The sequence below is a fragment of the Rhodococcus artemisiae genome, assembly GCF_036327795.1.
Taxonomy (GTDB): domain Bacteria; phylum Actinomycetota; class Actinomycetes; order Mycobacteriales; family Mycobacteriaceae; genus Rhodococcus; species Rhodococcus artemisiae.
In genome coordinates this window covers 156814-172295 of the sequence record NZ_JAUTXY010000005.1, presented here as the reverse complement: position 1 = coordinate 172295, position 15482 = coordinate 156814, and the positions used below count along the sequence as shown (strand labels likewise).

Here is a 15482-nt window from a genome sequence, read left to right as displayed (position 1 = left end):
TCTCGGAGCACGACCTCGGTCGACGCCTATCTCTCGTCGTCGCGTGCGGAGGCGAGGACATCGCTCATGTCGCCCTCGCGCCATTCGGAGATCACACGGCGGAAGGCGATGGGACCGGGCGCGTACGACGACGACGTCGTGCGCGTCCCCTCGCCGTTGTAGTAACCCGGCGTGCACTCGATCAGGAATTTCGAGTTGTCGACCAGGTTCTCGGTGATGGTGTCGCACCAGGCCTGCTCCGCCGCCACCGTCGGCTCCACCCACTTCGCACCGGTCTTGTCGGCCATCGCGATGACCGCGGCGATGTGGGTCGCCTGATCCTGGAGCACGTGAGAGATGTTGACCGAGTTCCCGTTCTGAATCGACGCGAGGTGGAACAGGTTCGGGAAGCCGTGGGTGTAGAAACCGTGCAACGTGCGCGGACCCTGCGACCAGGCCTCGAGCAATGTCGTCCCGTTCCGTCCGTACACCGGCAGGGTGCCCGACAGCACGCCTGAGATTCCGACCTCGAATCCGGTGGCGAAAATGACGCAGTCGACCTCGTATTCCGTCTCGCCCACCACGACCGAATTGTCGGTCATCCGGGTGATCCCGCCGTGATCCGCAGTGTCTACGAGCGTGACATTCGGGCGGTTGAACGTCGGGAGATAGAGGTCGCTGAAACCGGGGCGCTTGCACATGTACCGGTACCAGGGCTCGAGCGTTTCTGCGGTCGCCGGATCGTCGACGACCTTCTTGATGCGGGCACGCATCTTGTTCATCGTCACGAAGTCGGCCAGTTCGTCGCGGCGTTCGCGCTCGGCGGGGTCGAGTGTCGTGTCGAGTGCGCCGCTCATCATCTTGCGTTGCAGGCGCGCGTTGGCCGTCCATCCGTCCTGGACGAGATCCTCGGCGGCGTCTTCCCCGGAGATGATGGCGAGGAAGTTGTCCATCCGCTCGCGTTGCCAACCCGGTTGCAGGGTCGCCGCCCATTCGGGGTCGGTCGGGCGGTTGTCACGGACGTCCACCGTCGACGGGGTCCGCTGCATGACGTAGAGGTGTTGCGCGCCTTCTGCGACATGCGGGATCGCCTGGAGCCCTGTCGCGCCGGTTCCGACGATGGCGACGCGCTTGTCGGCGAGGCCGGTCAGGCCGCCGTCGGGACTACCGCCGGTGTACCCGTAATCCCAACGGCTGGTATGGAAGGTGTGGCCTCGGAAATTCTCGATGCCGGGGATGCCGGGCAGTTTCGCCAGGGTGAGCGTCCCGGAGGACGCGATGACATAGCGGGCGCGGATGGTATCGCCGCGGTCGGTGCGCACCACCCACTCGACTGACTCTTCGTCCCACGTGAAGTCCGTCGCCCGGGTATGGAAGACGGCATCCCGATAGAGGTTGTAGTGCTCGGCGATGGCGACCGCGTGCTGTCTGATCTCCTCACCGGGCGCGTACCGCCATTTCGGGATGTAGCCGATTTCCTCGAGGAGCGGCATGTACACGTACGACTCGATGTCGCAGTGGATGCCCGGATACCGGTTCCAGTACCAGGTGCCGCCGAAGTCGCCTGCCTCGTCCATCATCCGGATGGACTCGAAACTCGCTTCGCGCAGACGGGCACCGGCCATCAGCCCACCGAACCCGCCACCGACGACAAGGATCTCGACGCGGTCGTTCAGCGAGTCGCGCTCGGCACGTTCGGTGTACGGGTCGTGCATGTAATAGCCGAACTCTCCCGCCGCGCGCTGGTACTGCGCGTTGCCCTCCGGCCGGATGCGTCGATCCCGTTCACGACGGTATTTCGCGCGCAGGGCGTCCACGTCGAAGTCGAGAGCCTCCGCGGCGGGCGGTGTCGTTGATTCGGGCACGGTGGTGGCCCTTTCGTCCGAGGTGTGGTCGTCGTCACTTAGGGTGATCGGGGACCTTACCCATATGTACCTGCCGATACGAATCGAGCATCGCCTCGGCGAAGGGGGACCTGTCGACGGAACGCGGCTTGTTCACCGTGCTTGCTGGAGACCCCCGCTGCCCATCCGCCGCCAGATCTCGGCGGCGGCAGTCTGCGCCGACGACATCATCCGTTTGTCCCCTACGCGGTCGGCCGGACCGAACACCGACAGCGCTGCGGCTTCGGTGCCGCCGATCCGCCCGATGGGCACGGCGGCGCAGCTGAAGCCCTTCAGACACCGCTCCGGGTCGTAGGCCAGCCGCCGCTCGCGGACACGGGTGATCTCGGGGGACTCCGCGTCGGCCGGATCGCCGATCGCCAGCAGTGCCTTGCCGATCGTCGATGTGGCGACGGGTAGCCGGTCGCCGACGCGGGACCGCACGAGCGGGGCCGACTCACCGCCGACCTTCTCGAGGTAGACGGCCTCGGGCCCGTCCCGGACTCCGAGATGGACGACGCATCCCGTCATCCGATGCAGCCGTCGCAGGCTGGGCAGAGCAGCGCGACGCAGTGCATTCTGCTGTGCAGCGGCCGCGCCCAGTTCGATCATCCGCATACCCAATTGATAATCCATACCCTCGCGATACACCCAGCGAAGCGCGACCAACTGCTCCAACGCGCGGTGCACCGAGGTGCGCGGGAGTCCGGTGGCAGCGACGATCTGCGACAGGTTCAGGCGGTCTGCGCACTCGAACACGTCGAGGATCACTGCCGCACGCTGCAGCGTTCCGGTCGGCCCCTCCATCCGATCTCCTTCCCACATCCCCGAACATGGTTAACACATCAAGCATGAGTCGAGGCCGATTCTTCCGCTTACCGGAATCGGTTCTGTCGTGCTGGACGCGAGATGCTGTTGACTCCGGCTATGCCGAATCCGAATCCCTTGTGTATGAGTCCCGGCGCGATGTTGGCAGGTCGTCGCGCTGTGGTGACCGGTGGTGCCGCCGGCATCGGAGCTGCGATCGCGAGGTCGTTCGCTGCTCACGGCGCCGACGTACTCGTCGCAGACATCGAACCGCTCGGTTCACTCGAATTCGATTCCTCCGCGGGCGGGGTGATCAGCGCCGTCGAGTGGGATGTGTGCTCCGCGGAGTGTCCTCCCGAACTCGTCGAGCATCGGCCGGACGTGCTGGTCAACAATGTCGGCCACTACCTGCAGCCGCCCCACGCGTTCGCTACCAATGCGCCGTCGCTGTGGGACGGGCTTCACGAGGTCAATTTCGCTCACGTGCTGCGTCTGACGCAGGCGCTGCTCCCGGGAATGACCGACCGTGGGCATGGCTCGATCATCAACCTGACCACGGTCGAATCCCACCGGGCGATCCCCGGGCACACCGTGTACTCCGCGTACAAGGCCGCCTTGACGCAGTTCACCCGATCGCTGGCTGCGGAGGTCGGCCCCGACGGCATCCGGGTCAACGCTGTGGCTCCGGACCTCATCGAGTCGGTGCAGGTACCCTACGCGGCGCTCGTCCCCGACGAGGATCTGCCGCTGTGGCCGAACTGGTCGCCGCTCGGCGGTCCCGGGCAGCCCGAGGACGTTGCGGGTGTCGCGCTGTTCCTCGCCTCCGACCTGTCCAGGTTCGTCACCGGTGGCACCATTCACGTCGACGGCGGCACACATTCCTCCGGCGGGTGGGTGCCGCGCAACTCCGGTGGCTGGACGAACCGTCCCCGCAATCCCTGATCCACGATCCGAAAGAGACATCATGAAAATTCTGGTAATCGGCGGTACCGGCATGATCGGCGCGCACGCCGCACTCGAACTGCGTGAACACGGCGACGACGTCACCGTGGCGGGACGCGGTCCGCTTCCCGACGACTCGCTCGTCGCCGATTTTCCGCTGCTGACCGGCGACTACACGGTGCCGACCTTCACCCGCGAACAACTGGCGGGTTTCGAGGCCATCGTCTTTGCAGCCGGTCAGGACCCGCGACACAAGCCACGCGAGGACGACGACGAGCTGAAGTTCTGGGAGACCACACAGAGCGTCGGTGTGCCCCGTTTCGCTCAGCTCGCCAAGGACGCCGGTGTGGGGCGTTTCGTGCAGGTGGGAAGCTACTACCACCAGGTCTGCCCGGACATCGCGGAGACCAACCCGTACGTCGCGGCCCGCCAGGCGGCCGACGAAGGTGCCCGCGCGCTCGCCGACGAGTCGTTCAACGTCTGCACGCTCAACCCACCGTCGATCCTCGGTGTGGTGCCGGGCGCCTCCACCCGCCGCTACCGGAAAATGGTCTCGTGGGCCGCGGGCAACGAACCCCAGATCCCCGATTTCGCCCCGCCCGGCGGCACCAACTACCTGTCGGCGCGTTCGCTCGCTCAGGCGATCCGCGGCGCCGTGCACCACGGTGAGTCGGGGAAGGCCTATCTCATCGGCGACGAAAACCTCACGTATCAGCGGTTCTTCCAGATGATGGTCGACGCAGCGGGCGGTAGCCGGCAGATCGCGGTGAAGGACGAGTCGCACCTGTTGCTCTCGGATGCGGCGATCGTCCAAGGGCGCGGCAACACTCTCGCGTACGAGCCGGATGCGGACGAGACGCGGCTGCTGGGCTACGACCGCAACGACTGCACGCGAGCGGTGGAAGCCCTTGTCGAGGCCGTCGTCGCGGCCACCACGCGTAATTGACCAACGAGCTGGAGAACGAAGTGAGCTCATCGAAAGAAGTTGTCGTCGACCGCAGTCAGCTGCGCAGGGTAGCGCTGTCGAGTCTGCTCGGCACCGTACTGGAGTACTACGACTTCCTCCTCTACGGCACCATGGCTGCGTTGGTGTTCGGTGAGTTGTTCTTTCCCTCCTCGAACCCCGCGCTCTCCACGATCGCCGCATTCGGCACTCTCGCAGCCGGTTACGCCGCACGTCCATTGGGCGGCGTGATCTTCGGCCACTTCGGCGATCGTCTCGGCCGCAAGACCATGCTGATCGTGACGATGGTGGTGATGGGTGCAGCGAGCTTCATCATCGGACTGCTTCCCACCTATGAGGCGATCGGAGTTCTAGCCCCGGTGCTGCTCGTGACGCTCCGCATCGTGCAGGGATTCGCGATCGGTGGCGAGTGGGGCGGCGCAGCGCTCATGGTGATCGAGCATGCGGAGCCCGAGCGTCGCGGACGGTGGGCAGGCATCATGCAGCTCGGCTCCCCGATCGGGTTCCTGCTCGCCACAGTGGTCGTCATGGTGGTCAGCCTTCTTCCGGACGAGAGCCTGTACTCGTGGGGCTGGCGAGTGCCCTTCCTGCTCAGTGCGCTGCTCGTCGTGGTCGGTCTCTACATGCGGTTGGGTGTGGTGGAAAGCCCCGTGTTCCAGGAAGCGGTGGACAACGACGACGCACAGGTGAAAGCGAAGACACCGCTTCTGCGAGTGCTCCGGCATCCACGCGCGCTGATCCTCGCGTGCGCAGCGGGAATCGGGCCGTTCGCGCTGACCGCGCTCGCGACATCCCACATCATCGCCTACGCCAAGGGAATCGGGTACGACCAATCCGACGTGATGCGTGCGTTGGTCATCATCGCGATGCTGTCGCTGATCACGATCCCGCTCTTCTCAGCGCTGTCGGATCGCGTGGGACGTCGTGGCGTGGCCCTTGCGGGTGCAATCGGTGCGGTGGTGTTCGCGTTACCCATGTATGCGCTCGTCGACACCGTGTCGGCACTGTGGCTGACCGTCGCTCTGCTGATTGCGCAGGTAGTGCAGAACCTGATGTATGCGCCTCTTGCACCGCTACTTTCGGAGATGTTCGGTACCGAGACCCGTTATACGGGCGTCTCGCTCGGATATCAGATGGCAAGCCTGATCGGAGCGGGATTCACCCCGCTGATCGCGAGCAGCCTGCTCGCGGCGACCGGAGGGTCGAGCCTGCCGCTGAGCTGCATCATCGTGGTCGCGGCGCTCATCACGGGCGTCGCGGTCTGGCGGATCGTCGAGACACGTGGACGCGATTTGACGACCGGATTCGATGAGTCTTCGCCGGGCCGCATCGAGCAGTCCGCACCCGAGGCGGGAGTGCGCGTGGAATGACACGCTCCTTTCCGTCATTCGGTGCCGTCCAGTGAGACTGTGGAACCTCGAATCGTAGTTTCCGCGATATCAAGAGGACATTCGGTCGGATTACTGCGAGGAGGACTGCAATGGGCAACCCGGTGATCGTCGATGCCGCGAGGTCCCCGATAGGCCGACGCGGCGGGGCATTGTCCGGGCTGCACGCTGCGGAACTACTCGGGGCAGTCCAGAAGGGTGTGCTGGAGCGGCTGAACCTCGATCCGGCAGTCATCGAGCAGGTGATCGGTGGGTGCGTCACCCAAGCGGGCGAGCAGGCGTCGAACGTCAGCCGCAATGCGTGGCTGCACGCGGGACTGCCGGAGCGGACCGGTGTGACGACCATCGACGCCCAGTGCGGATCCGGTCAGCAGTCGGTGCATCTGATCGCCGCCCAGATCGCGGCCGGCGTGATCGATGCGGGGATGGCCTGCGGAGTCGAAGCGATGTCGCGGGTACCGTTGCTTTCCAACATCACCGGCGACGTCGGCAGCCCGAAGCCTCCGGGCTGGAGTGTCGACATCCCGGCCCAGTTCGATGGCGCCGATCGCATTGCCCGGCGCCGTGGCTTCACGCGCGGCGACCTCGACGCATTCGGGTTGCGGTCGCAGGAGCGCGCAGCGGCAGCATGGGCGGCGGGCCGCTTCGACGCGTCGATCGTGCCGGTGAAGACTCCCGGTGTGGAGGGCGAGGACTCTACCGTCGTGGCGTGTGACGAAGGCCTGCGGGACACCTCGATGGAGGCCCTGGCCCGCTTGAATCCGGTGTTGGAGGGCGGCCTGCACACGGCGGGCACGTCGTCCCAGATCTCTGATGGCGCAGCCGCACTCGTCGTCATGGATCAGGCGCGCGCGGAGAAGCTCGGGCTGCGTCCGCGCGCGCGGATCGTCGTGCAGTGCCTCATCGGTGCCGAGACGCACTACCTTCTCGACGGCCCCGTGCAGGCCACCGAGTATCTGCTCGAGCGTGCCGGTATGTCGATCGGCGACATCGACCTTTTCGAGGTCAACGAAGCGTTTGCGGCAGTGCCGATGTCGATGGCCCGCGTGCACGGTGTCGACGAGGATCGCCTGAACGTCAACGGCGGTGCGGTTGCGCTCGGTCACCCCGTCGGTTCGTCCGGTGTCCGGCTGATCGGTGCGGTGATCGACGAGCTCGAGCGTCGCGATGCCGAACGTGCCCTCGTCGCGGTCTGCGCCGGTGGCGCGATGGCGACCGGGGCGATCGTCGAACGAATCTGAGTGCTGCGCCGGGTGTTCAGCGCCCGGCGCGTGTGGCCATGCCGTCGAAGAACAGGGACATGCAGTCTTCGGAGAGTTCTGCGAGAGTGTAGTCGTCGTCAGGCTTCGGCCAGTAGACGGTGAACCACACGGAATCTCGGAGGAACCGGTGGAACACCCTGGTGGGAATATCCTTCCGAAGGATTCCCGCGTCCTTGCCCGCCTCGATCGCATCGAGCCAGATCTTCTGGATGGAGTCTGCGAGGAGGCGGGCGTCGGCGAAGCCTTCGAGGTTGCGCAATTGGCCGAATTCCGATTGATACACCTTCGTCGCGTCGCTGCGGGCAGCGCCGGTCGCAAGGGAGACGTCGACGATTGCCTTCATGCGGGCCCGGGGTTCGAGATCTTCGGCTCCCGCGGCCCGGTAGTCGTCGAGGAGGTCCGACAAGTATCCCGTCACCAGCTCGGTGACGATGGCGCTCTTGGACCGGAAGTAGTGGTAGAGCGCACCCGCGTTCAATCCGACGGCGTCGCCGATTTCGCGCATCGATGTTCCGGCGATACCGCGTGCAGCGAATGCGGCAGCGGCAGCGTCGAGGATCTCGGCCCGTCGGTGGGAGGTGACCGTTCCATCAGCGCCGGTCGTTTGAACGTTCATTCAAGAAATGTAGCGACGGTGCCGACGTGCGTCAAGTCTGCCCGGGGTGCTCTCATGCAGCGTCTCCTAACTCATTGATTATCAGTGGATTCCGACACCAGCACTTGCGCTGTCGGTGTCCGGTCGAATGCTTGACGTTGGCGTTGGTGAATCCTATATTCGGCTTGAATGAACGTTCAAACGACGTTCATTATTTGTGAAGCGACTGCGCAACGATGAGTCGGCACATACGCGGGTCGTCCCGTGCGCGCGCTCCCGAAATCTGATGAGGAGATCCCATGACCAGGGTTGTCTATGCACGCAGTGTTCACGACGAGCGCGAGATCGAGGCCTGCCTCGAAGTGCTGCGTGGCGGTCCGTTCGCCTTGAAGATCGGCAAGAACGTCGCCGAGATGGAGAGCCGGGTGGCCGACCTGTACGGCAAGAAGGTCGGCCTGATGTGCAACTCGGGTTCGTCCGCGTTGTACCTGGCGCTCGAACTGCTCGACCTGCCCAAGGGCGCCGAGGTCATCACCTCGCCGCTGACCTTCTCCACAGATGTCTCGCCGATCGTCCGCGGTGGCTGGATCCCCGTCTTCGTGGATGTCGAGCCGGACACCTACAACGTCGACGTCACCAAGATCGAGGAGATGATCACCGACAGGACCGAGGCCATCCTGATCCCGAATCTCGCCGGCAACGCGCCCGACTGGGATGCCATCCGCGACATCGCAGACAAGTACGGTATCAAGGTCATCGAGGATTCGTGCGACTGCATCGGCACCACTCTGCGGGGCACCAAGACCGGCTCACGCTCGGACATCACCGTCACCAGCTTCGCGATGGCGCACATCATCACCTGCGCGGGAAACGGTGGCATGGTCTGCCTCGACGACGAGAAACTGCGCGACAAGGGCCTGATGCTGCGTCGTTGGGGTCGTCGCTCCGAGCCGCACCTGTTCGGCTCCGAGCCCGGCGGGCGGGTGTTTCGCGAGGATCTCGACGGCGTCTCCTACGACAACGACTTCATCTTCGACGTCCTGCCGTGGAACTTCGAGCCGTCCGAGCTCGGTTCGGCCTTCGGTCTGGTCCAGCTGAGCAAGCTGGACGAGAACTTTCGGCGCCGCCACGAGATCTTCGACGCTTTCACCGCCGCTTTCGGCACCTACCCGGAGTTGTTCCGGCTGCCCAGGCAGCTGGAGGACTTCCACACCGCATGGCTGTGCTACCCCGTGACGCTCCGTGAGGGTGCAGGGTTCGAGCGTTCGGACCTGCAGGAGTTCCTCGAGGGGGCCGGCATCGACACCCGCACCGTGTGGAGCGGCAACGTCACACGCCACCCGATGATGCGCAACATCGAGTATCGAGTGCCGGAGACCGGTCTCCCGGCTGCAGACGAGGTGTTCGTCCGCGGAATGTCGCTGGGAATGAGCCACGGTATGAGCACAGAGGAGCTCGATCACGTGGTCGCGAGCATCCATGCGTTCGCCTCGAAGTATGCGAAGGCCGACATCTGATCGCACCGTCTGCCCGGTTCTGTCTGCGCCGTGCACAAAAACTGAGACCAGGTTCCATCGCTGAGTGGGATCAGCGCTTGACCAAGGAGAATCAGGAGCTAATCTGAACTCCAGAAGATAGAACCGAGTTTCAAATCTACATCGACCGTGATTCTGGTAGACGTCGCACAGGAGCATCTCGTGACATTCGAAACGCCGTACATACTCATTTCCGCCGACAGTCATGCAGGCGCCGATCACTCCACGTACCGCGAGTATCTCGAGCCGAAGTGGCACGAGGAGTTCGACGCCTGGCGCGGCGAGTACAAGAACCCGTACCGCGACCTGGTCGACGACGGCCGGAACCGGAACTGGGACAACGAGCGGCGCATGCGCGAGACGCTCGGCGACGGCACCGTCGGTGAAGTGTTGTTCCCGAACACCGTGCCGCCCTTCTTCCCGAGCGCGGCAGTGCTCGCCGGGCCGCCGCGCGCCGAGGATTTCGAGAAGCGTCTCGCCGGGGTTCGTGCACACAACCGATGGCTCGCGGACTTCTGCGATGATGCGCCTGCGCAGAGGGCCGGCGTCGGGCAGATCTTCCTCAACGACGTCGACGAGGCGATCGCGGATGTGAAGTGGATCAAGGAGCACGACTTGCGTGGGGGTGTGCTGCTGCCGAACCTGGCACCGGACATCAAGTGGGTCAAGCCGCTCTACGATCCTGTGTACGACCGGCTCTGGGAGGTCTGCGAAGACCTCGGTCTGCCGGTCAACAGCCATGCGGGCACAGGTCTACCCGATTACGGCCGCTACAAGACCTCCTCGTTGCTCTATATCAACGAGGTCGGCTTCTACTCGATGCGTCCGTTGGTGCAGATGATCCTTTCAGGTGTGTTCGAACGGTTTCCGAAGCTGAAGTTCGCCGTCTCGGAGCAGGGCTGCTCGTGGGCTCCGGATCTGATGCGTCAACTCGACACCGTGGATCTGCGGGTCAAGCGCACCGGGCGGATCGGTGAGCTGTTCTACAGCGAGGACGAGCAGCTGCCGTTGCGTCCGAGCGAGTACTTCCGTCGCAACGTGTGGGTCGGTGCGACGATGCCGTCCGCGCAGGACATGGCGGTGCGAGGGACTCTCGGTGAGGGAAAGTTCATGTGGGGCAGCGATTACCCGCACAACGAGGGAACCTATCCCTTCACTCGCGAGTGTATCCGTCAGGTCATGCACGATGTCGACGAGGCAGAGCTGCGGAAGCTGTTCGCAGCCAACGCCGCCGAACTGTACGGATTCGATCTCGACGCACTTGCTCCGCTGGCTGCGGAGTACGGCCCCACGCCGTCCGAGGTCGCGCAACCGCTGACCGAACTGCCCGCGAACCCGAACGACGTGCTGATGCGGGAGTCCTTCGCCAAGCAGCTCGAACAGGAGCTGAGCGCATGACCCCGTATTCGGGAACTCCGATCATCGACACGCACATCGGATTTCGAGAATCCGGGTACGACGAGTACGCCTTCATCACCAGGCAGACGAAGGACGGTCAGAGTCGTGACGAGTTCACGATGCCCGCGCAATACATGTTCAAGGACGTACCGAGCGATCTGGCCACCGATGATCCGGTGTCGGTGACGCTGCGGGAGATGGACAAGCACGGCATCGAGATAGGCATGGTCAGCGTGGCCAAGGAGTCCGGGCAGCGGGCGATCCGCGCATTTCCGGACCGGTTCGTTCCCCAGGGTTCGGCCGTCGACCCCAACGACATCATGGGCACCTTGACGCGAATGACACGCGAATACGAGGAGTTCGGGATCCGCTCCGTGAGTTCCTTCGCTGCCGGCACGTTTCCGCAGGTGGCCCTCAACGCGCCGCAGATGTATCCGATCTACGCGAAATGCGTCGAACTGGACATCCCGATCTTCGCGTGTGCCGGCATCGCCGGGCCCCGGCTGAAGTCCGCGGTGCAGCACGTCGAACTGATCGACGACGTGATGTTCGACTTCCCTGACCTGGTGTTCGTCACCAGGCACGGCTGTGAGCCGTGGGAGGACCTGGCGATCAAGCTGATGATCAAGTGGCCCAACCTCTACTACTCGACATCGGCCTTCGCCCCGAAGCACTACCCGAAGGCGATCGTCGACTACGCGAACACTCGCGGCGCCGACAAGATCATCTACGCGGGCTATTTCCCTGCCGGACTGAGCCTGGAACGAATCTTCGGCGACATGCCGAACGTGCCGTTCAAGGACGACGTGTGGCCGAAATTTCTGCACGACAACGCCAGCAGGGTCCTCAAGCTGAAGGGATGATCGGACATGTCGATCGGTATCGGAGCGGATCACGATGCTCTTGCTGACTCGTTCGCTCGGTTCGCTGCGCGCAACGTACCCCTCGAACAGACTCGCGATCACTTCGACCGGCTGAGACGAGGCGACCGCCCCGCCTTCTGGGAACAGCTGGTTGGCCTGGGAATCCCGTCGCTGCACCTTCCCGAGGAGTACGGCGGGGCCGGCGCGGGTCTGCTCGAACTCGTAGTGGCGCTCGAACAGTCCGGACACGGATTGATCCCGGGTCCGTTACTACCCACGGTCGGTGCGAGCGCCGTGATCGCCTCCCACGGCACCGATGCGGCGCGCACAACGGTACTTCCGCGACTGGCGACCGGTACGACGGGCGCTCTGGGCCTCGAACCGGGCACTGTCACGCTCAGCGGTGACGGTGACGAGGTGGTAGCCACGGGAACCACGGCTCCGGTGCTCGGTGCACTCGGAGCCGACGTCCTCGTTCTGGTGGGGGCATGCGGGGACACGCCGGTCTGGTTCGTCGTCTCGGCAGGTGATCCGGGAGTCGATGTCCTGGGCGAGGAAGGCGTCGATCTGACCCGCGATATCGGCCGGGTGCGGCTGTCCGAGACGCGGATCCCCGCAGAGAATGTTCTCGGTGCCACGGCCGACGAGGTCGCTGCGCTCGCAGCCGTGCTGTTCTGCGCGGAGGCGGTGGGTGTGGCGCGGTGGGCGCAAGAGACCGGCGTCGCGTACGCGAAGATCCGGGAGCAGTTCGGTCGGCCGATCGGGTCCTTTCAGTCGATCAAGCACAAGTGTGCACGGTTGCTCGTTCGCGTCGAGACGATGGCCGGTTCGGTGTGGGATGCAGCACTGGCCGCGGACAGCGGTGACCGGCAGCAACTCGCGCTCGCCGCGGCTCGCACCGCGACAGTGGTCAGTCGTGAGGCCGTCGACGTGGTGCTCGACGCGCTCACCGTGCTCGGGGGGATCGGCAACACCTGGGAACACGACATCCATCTGTACTGGCGTCGCGCGGTCGCTCTGCTCGCGCTCGGCGGCTCACAGGACGTGTGGGCCCGTCGCGCGGGCGAACTCGCACTGAGTGTCGAGCGCGAATCGGCACTCGGCGCCCCGGACCGCCCCGACTTCCGGGTCGGTGTCGCCGCAATGATCGGCGAGGCCGCAGCACTCGACGCCGAGGAGGCCCGCGCGTTCCTGGCCGACCACGGTCTTGTCTCACCGCACTATCCCGTGCCGTATGGGCTGGGCGCCGACACAGCGGGCCAACTCATCATCGCGGAGGAGTTCGAGCGTGCGGGTATGACACCGCCCAGCACGGTGATCGGCGAATGGGCGCTGCCCTCGATCCTGCAGTACGGGACCGAGGAGCAGAGCGAACGCCTCATCGCGCGGACGTTGCGAGGCGAGATCATCTGGTGCCAGTTGTTTTCGGAGCCCGGTGCGGGATCCGACCTTGCGTCGTTGACGACCTACGCCACCAAGGTCGACGGTGGCTGGCGCATCGACGGCAGAAAAGTTTGGAATTCCAAGGCGCATGAGGCGCACTGGGGTATCTGTCTGGCCCGTACGGATCGGGACGTCCCCAAGCATCGCGGCATCAGCTACTTCCTCGTCGATATGTCGGCGCCCGGTGTCGACGTTCGACCCCTACGGGAAGCCAACGGCGACAGTATGTTCAATGAGGTCGTCCTCGATGGGGTATTCGTGCCGGATGCCGATCTCGTGGGTGCACCCGGTGAGGGCTGGAAGGTGGCGCGGACGACGCTGACGAACGAGCGGGTCTCGATGGGACGAACGCCCGTCGTGGGTCGCGACCGTTTCGATCCGGTGGAGATCGTGCGCGCACTCGACCCGGTGGCCCGGCAGGACGCGATCCCTGCGCTCGGTCGGCTCACATCCATGACGGGAGCACTCGACGCGCTCGCGCACCGTAATGTACTCGTGCGCCTGTGCGGCGGGAATCCTGGTGTGGAAGCCAGCGTCCTCAAGGTGGCATCTGCGCAACACATCACGAACGTCGCGGCGCAGGTACTCGAATGGTTCGGTTCGGAGGCCGCCGTCGGCAGCCTGGCGCAGAACGTCGTCGGAGGTGGCCGCGCCGCCAAGGCATACCTGTCGACTCCGTCGTTGCTGATAGGCGGTGGCACTCTCGAAATCCAGCTCGATGTCATCTCCGAGCAGATTCTGGGGCTGCCGCGGGAGTCGCGGTGAACGCGAAGATTCTGGACGGCCGTACCGCAATCGTCACCGGTGCAAGTGAGGGCCTCGGACGTGCGGAGGCAGTCGCCCTCGCAGTGGCCGGTGCCGACCTCGTGATCAACGCGCGGAGTGCACGGCTCGACGACGTTGCGGCCGAGATCCGCGCCGCCGGTGCGAATGTGGTGACGTGTGTCGGCGATGTCGGCGAGCAGGACACTGCAGACCGGCTCGTCGGCGTCGCAATCGAGGAGTTCGGCAGACTCGACATCCTCGTGAACAACGCGGGTATCATTCGGGATCGCATGGTGTTCAACATGTCAGCGGACGAATGGGACGATGTCCTCCGGGTGAATCTACGCGGCACGTTCCTCACCACCCGAGCCGCGACCGACCATTGGCGCGGCCGCGCCGAGCAGCTCGGTGGGCCGGTGTACGCCCGGATCGTCAACACGTCGTCGGAGGCCTACGCGTCGGGTCCTCCGGGTGCGGCGAACTACGCTGCGTCCAAGGCCGGGGTCGTCGCGCTCACGATGTCGACGGCACGGGGCTGCGGAAGCTTCGGTGTGCGGGCAAACGCACTGTGTCCCCGTGCCCGGACTTCGATGACCGGGGAGGTGTTCGGCCCGGCTCCGAGCTCGGGGAACGACCCGCTCTCTGCTGCGCACGTGACCCCGCTCGTCGTGTACCTCGCTTCACCTGCGGCCGAGGCGATCACCGGGCGGGTGCTGGGCGTGTACGGGAACCGGATCGACGTGATGTCGGCTCCCGCGGTGGAAGCGAGTCTGAGAACCCCGACACGGTGGGAGCACGAAGAACTGCACGAGGTCCTCGGTGGGTACTTCGGTTCGTCCTCGTCGGTGGCGGAGCCCGGAGCGAATAGAATGCCGTCGTGACCGACTCCTTGGCCGTGCCGATGAGCCCCGACGACATGACCGAGGGGCAGCGTCGTCGTCGGCGGCAACTGACCTCCGCGGTGATCGAGATGCTTGCGGAGACGGGTCCGGACGGGATCCAGATGCGGGAGGTATCGGAGCGGTCGGGGGTGGCGATGGGAACCCTGTACCGGTACTTCCCGGCAAAACAGCACCTCCTCGCTGCGGCCATGGTCGCCTGGAACGACATTCTCGCCGATCGTCTCGAGGACGAACGCCGGTCCGGGCGCCGGAATGGTGTTCACGGGTCGGTCCCCGAGCGGGTGGTCGATCTCTACACACGACAGATGAAGGCATTTCAGCGCGGACCCCACTTCGCGCGACTCGAGGTCGAGTTGCAGACCTCCGGCGATCCCTACGTACGGGAGACGCTCGACGAGCGTTCTGCTGCCAACCGCACAGCACTGTTCGAGGTGATGGACGGTGTTCCCGCCGAGCGTGCGCGGCTCGCTTCGCTTGCGATCGGCAGCACGATGCTCAACTCGCTGATCTTGTGGACCACCGGAAGAATCGCATTTCCGGAGGCATTGCGAAACGTCCAGGACGTGGCACGGCTGGTTCTCGCCGACTGCATGTGAGGGGTGAGTGACGCTTCGCGCGTCGGACCCGCTGCGAGTGCCGTCCAGTGAGACTTGCGCCACAACGACCTTGTTCGTCCGGTACGAAGGACAGGTCCGACCATCGCCGGTGGTCGGACTTCGGATGTTCGGCTTCGTGTAGGACCGTCGAATGCGTTGT

The 15482-nt window shown here is 64.9% G+C and carries 13 protein-coding genes; 10 read left to right on the top strand and 3 right to left on the bottom strand.

All coding sequences use genetic code 11. The features are described from left to right. Positions 1–26: 26 nt before the first annotated feature. Positions 27–1844: a flavin-containing monooxygenase gene (locus Q7514_RS13225; RefSeq protein WP_330133726.1), complete on the bottom strand. Its 1818-nt coding sequence runs from the start codon at positions 1842–1844 to the stop codon at positions 27–29. Positions 1845–1976: 132 nt separating this feature from the next. Continuing rightward, on the bottom strand, positions 1977–2669 hold the full coding sequence (locus tag Q7514_RS13220; RefSeq protein WP_330133725.1) for an IclR family transcriptional regulator: 693 nt from the start codon (positions 2667–2669) through the stop codon (positions 1977–1979). A gap of 120 nt (positions 2670–2789) precedes the next feature. On the opposite strand from Q7514_RS13220, the gene Q7514_RS13215 reads away from it, so the two are divergent. The 4 genes from Q7514_RS13215 (at position 2790) to Q7514_RS13200 (ending at position 7204) form a co-directional block, all read left to right on the top strand. Continuing rightward, positions 2790–3611: an SDR family NAD(P)-dependent oxidoreductase gene (locus tag Q7514_RS13215; RefSeq protein WP_330133724.1), complete on the top strand. Its 822-nt coding sequence runs from the start codon at positions 2790–2792 to the stop codon at positions 3609–3611. Between the two features lie 22 nt (positions 3612–3633). Continuing rightward, positions 3634–4557 (top strand): NAD-dependent epimerase/dehydratase family protein, encoded by a 924-nt coding sequence (locus tag Q7514_RS13210; protein ID WP_330133723.1) that lies wholly within the window; start codon positions 3634–3636, stop codon positions 4555–4557. 20 nt (positions 4558–4577) lie between these two features. Continuing rightward, entirely contained in the window at positions 4578–5945 is a 1368-nt protein-coding gene (locus tag Q7514_RS13205) for an MFS transporter (RefSeq protein WP_330133722.1), read from the top strand. Positions 5946–6055: 110 nt separating this feature from the next. Continuing rightward, positions 6056–7204 carry a steroid 3-ketoacyl-CoA thiolase gene (locus tag Q7514_RS13200; RefSeq protein ID WP_330133721.1) on the top strand — a complete coding sequence of 383 codons (1149 nt, stop codon included), beginning with the start codon at positions 6056–6058 and terminating at the stop codon, positions 7202–7204. 16 nt (positions 7205–7220) lie between these two features. Here Q7514_RS13200 and Q7514_RS13195 read toward each other — a convergent pair whose 3' ends face one another. Beyond that, entirely contained in the window at positions 7221–7841 is a 621-nt protein-coding gene (locus Q7514_RS13195; RefSeq protein ID WP_330133720.1) for a TetR/AcrR family transcriptional regulator, read from the bottom strand. Between the two features lie 278 nt (positions 7842–8119). Between Q7514_RS13195 and Q7514_RS13190 the strand changes: the two genes are divergently transcribed. The 6 genes from Q7514_RS13190 (at position 8120) to Q7514_RS13165 (ending at position 15322) form a co-directional block, all read left to right on the top strand. Further along, the gene (locus Q7514_RS13190; protein ID WP_330133719.1) at positions 8120–9337 is read left to right on the top strand and encodes a DegT/DnrJ/EryC1/StrS family aminotransferase; all 1218 of its coding nucleotides are present in this window, start codon (positions 8120–8122) and stop codon (positions 9335–9337) included. A gap of 180 nt (positions 9338–9517) precedes the next feature. Next, on the top strand, positions 9518–10753 hold the full coding sequence (locus Q7514_RS13185) for an amidohydrolase family protein (RefSeq protein WP_330133718.1): 1236 nt from the start codon (positions 9518–9520) through the stop codon (positions 10751–10753). Then, positions 10750–11616, top strand: coding sequence for an amidohydrolase family protein (locus Q7514_RS13180; RefSeq protein ID WP_330133717.1), 867 nt, complete (start codon positions 10750–10752; stop codon positions 11614–11616). Before Q7514_RS13185 ends, Q7514_RS13180 begins: the two co-directional genes overlap by 4 nt. Positions 11617–11622: 6 nt before the next feature. Further along, on the top strand, positions 11623–13824 hold the full coding sequence (locus Q7514_RS13175) for an acyl-CoA dehydrogenase (RefSeq protein WP_330133716.1): 2202 nt from the start codon (positions 11623–11625) through the stop codon (positions 13822–13824). Then, on the top strand, positions 13821–14705 hold the full coding sequence (locus Q7514_RS13170) for an SDR family NAD(P)-dependent oxidoreductase (RefSeq protein WP_330133715.1): 885 nt from the start codon (positions 13821–13823) through the stop codon (positions 14703–14705). The genes Q7514_RS13175 and Q7514_RS13170 overlap by 4 nt, the downstream gene beginning before the upstream one ends. Before the next feature lie 20 nt (positions 14706–14725). Beyond that, positions 14726–15322 carry a TetR family transcriptional regulator gene (locus Q7514_RS13165; RefSeq protein WP_330133929.1) on the top strand — a complete coding sequence of 199 codons (597 nt, stop codon included), beginning with the start codon at positions 14726–14728 and terminating at the stop codon, positions 15320–15322. Positions 15323–15482: the final 160 nt, after the last annotated feature.

Bases quoted from the DNA above. Each gene is read 5' to 3' on its own strand.
- Q7514_RS13220 (WP_330133725.1), bottom strand. From the start codon at position 2,669: ATGGAGGGGCCGACCGGAACGCTGCAGCGTGCGGCAGTGATCCTCGAC.
- Q7514_RS13215 (WP_330133724.1), top strand. From the start codon at position 2,790: ATGCCGAATCCGAATCCCTTGTGTATGAGTCCCGGCGCGATGTTGGCA.
- Q7514_RS13210 (WP_330133723.1), top strand. From the start codon at position 3,634: ATGAAAATTCTGGTAATCGGCGGTACCGGCATGATCGGCGCGCACGCC.
- Q7514_RS13200 (WP_330133721.1), top strand. From the start codon at position 6,056: ATGGGCAACCCGGTGATCGTCGATGCCGCGAGGTCCCCGATAGGCCGA.
- Q7514_RS13195 (WP_330133720.1), bottom strand. From the start codon at position 7,841: ATGAACGTTCAAACGACCGGCGCTGATGGAACGGTCACCTCCCACCGA.
- Q7514_RS13190 (WP_330133719.1), top strand. From the start codon at position 8,120: ATGACCAGGGTTGTCTATGCACGCAGTGTTCACGACGAGCGCGAGATC.
- Q7514_RS13180 (WP_330133717.1), top strand. From the start codon at position 10,750: ATGACCCCGTATTCGGGAACTCCGATCATCGACACGCACATCGGATTT.
- Q7514_RS13175 (WP_330133716.1), top strand. From the start codon at position 11,623: ATGTCGATCGGTATCGGAGCGGATCACGATGCTCTTGCTGACTCGTTC.
- Q7514_RS13165 (WP_330133929.1), top strand. From the start codon at position 14,726: ATGAGCCCCGACGACATGACCGAGGGGCAGCGTCGTCGTCGGCGGCAA.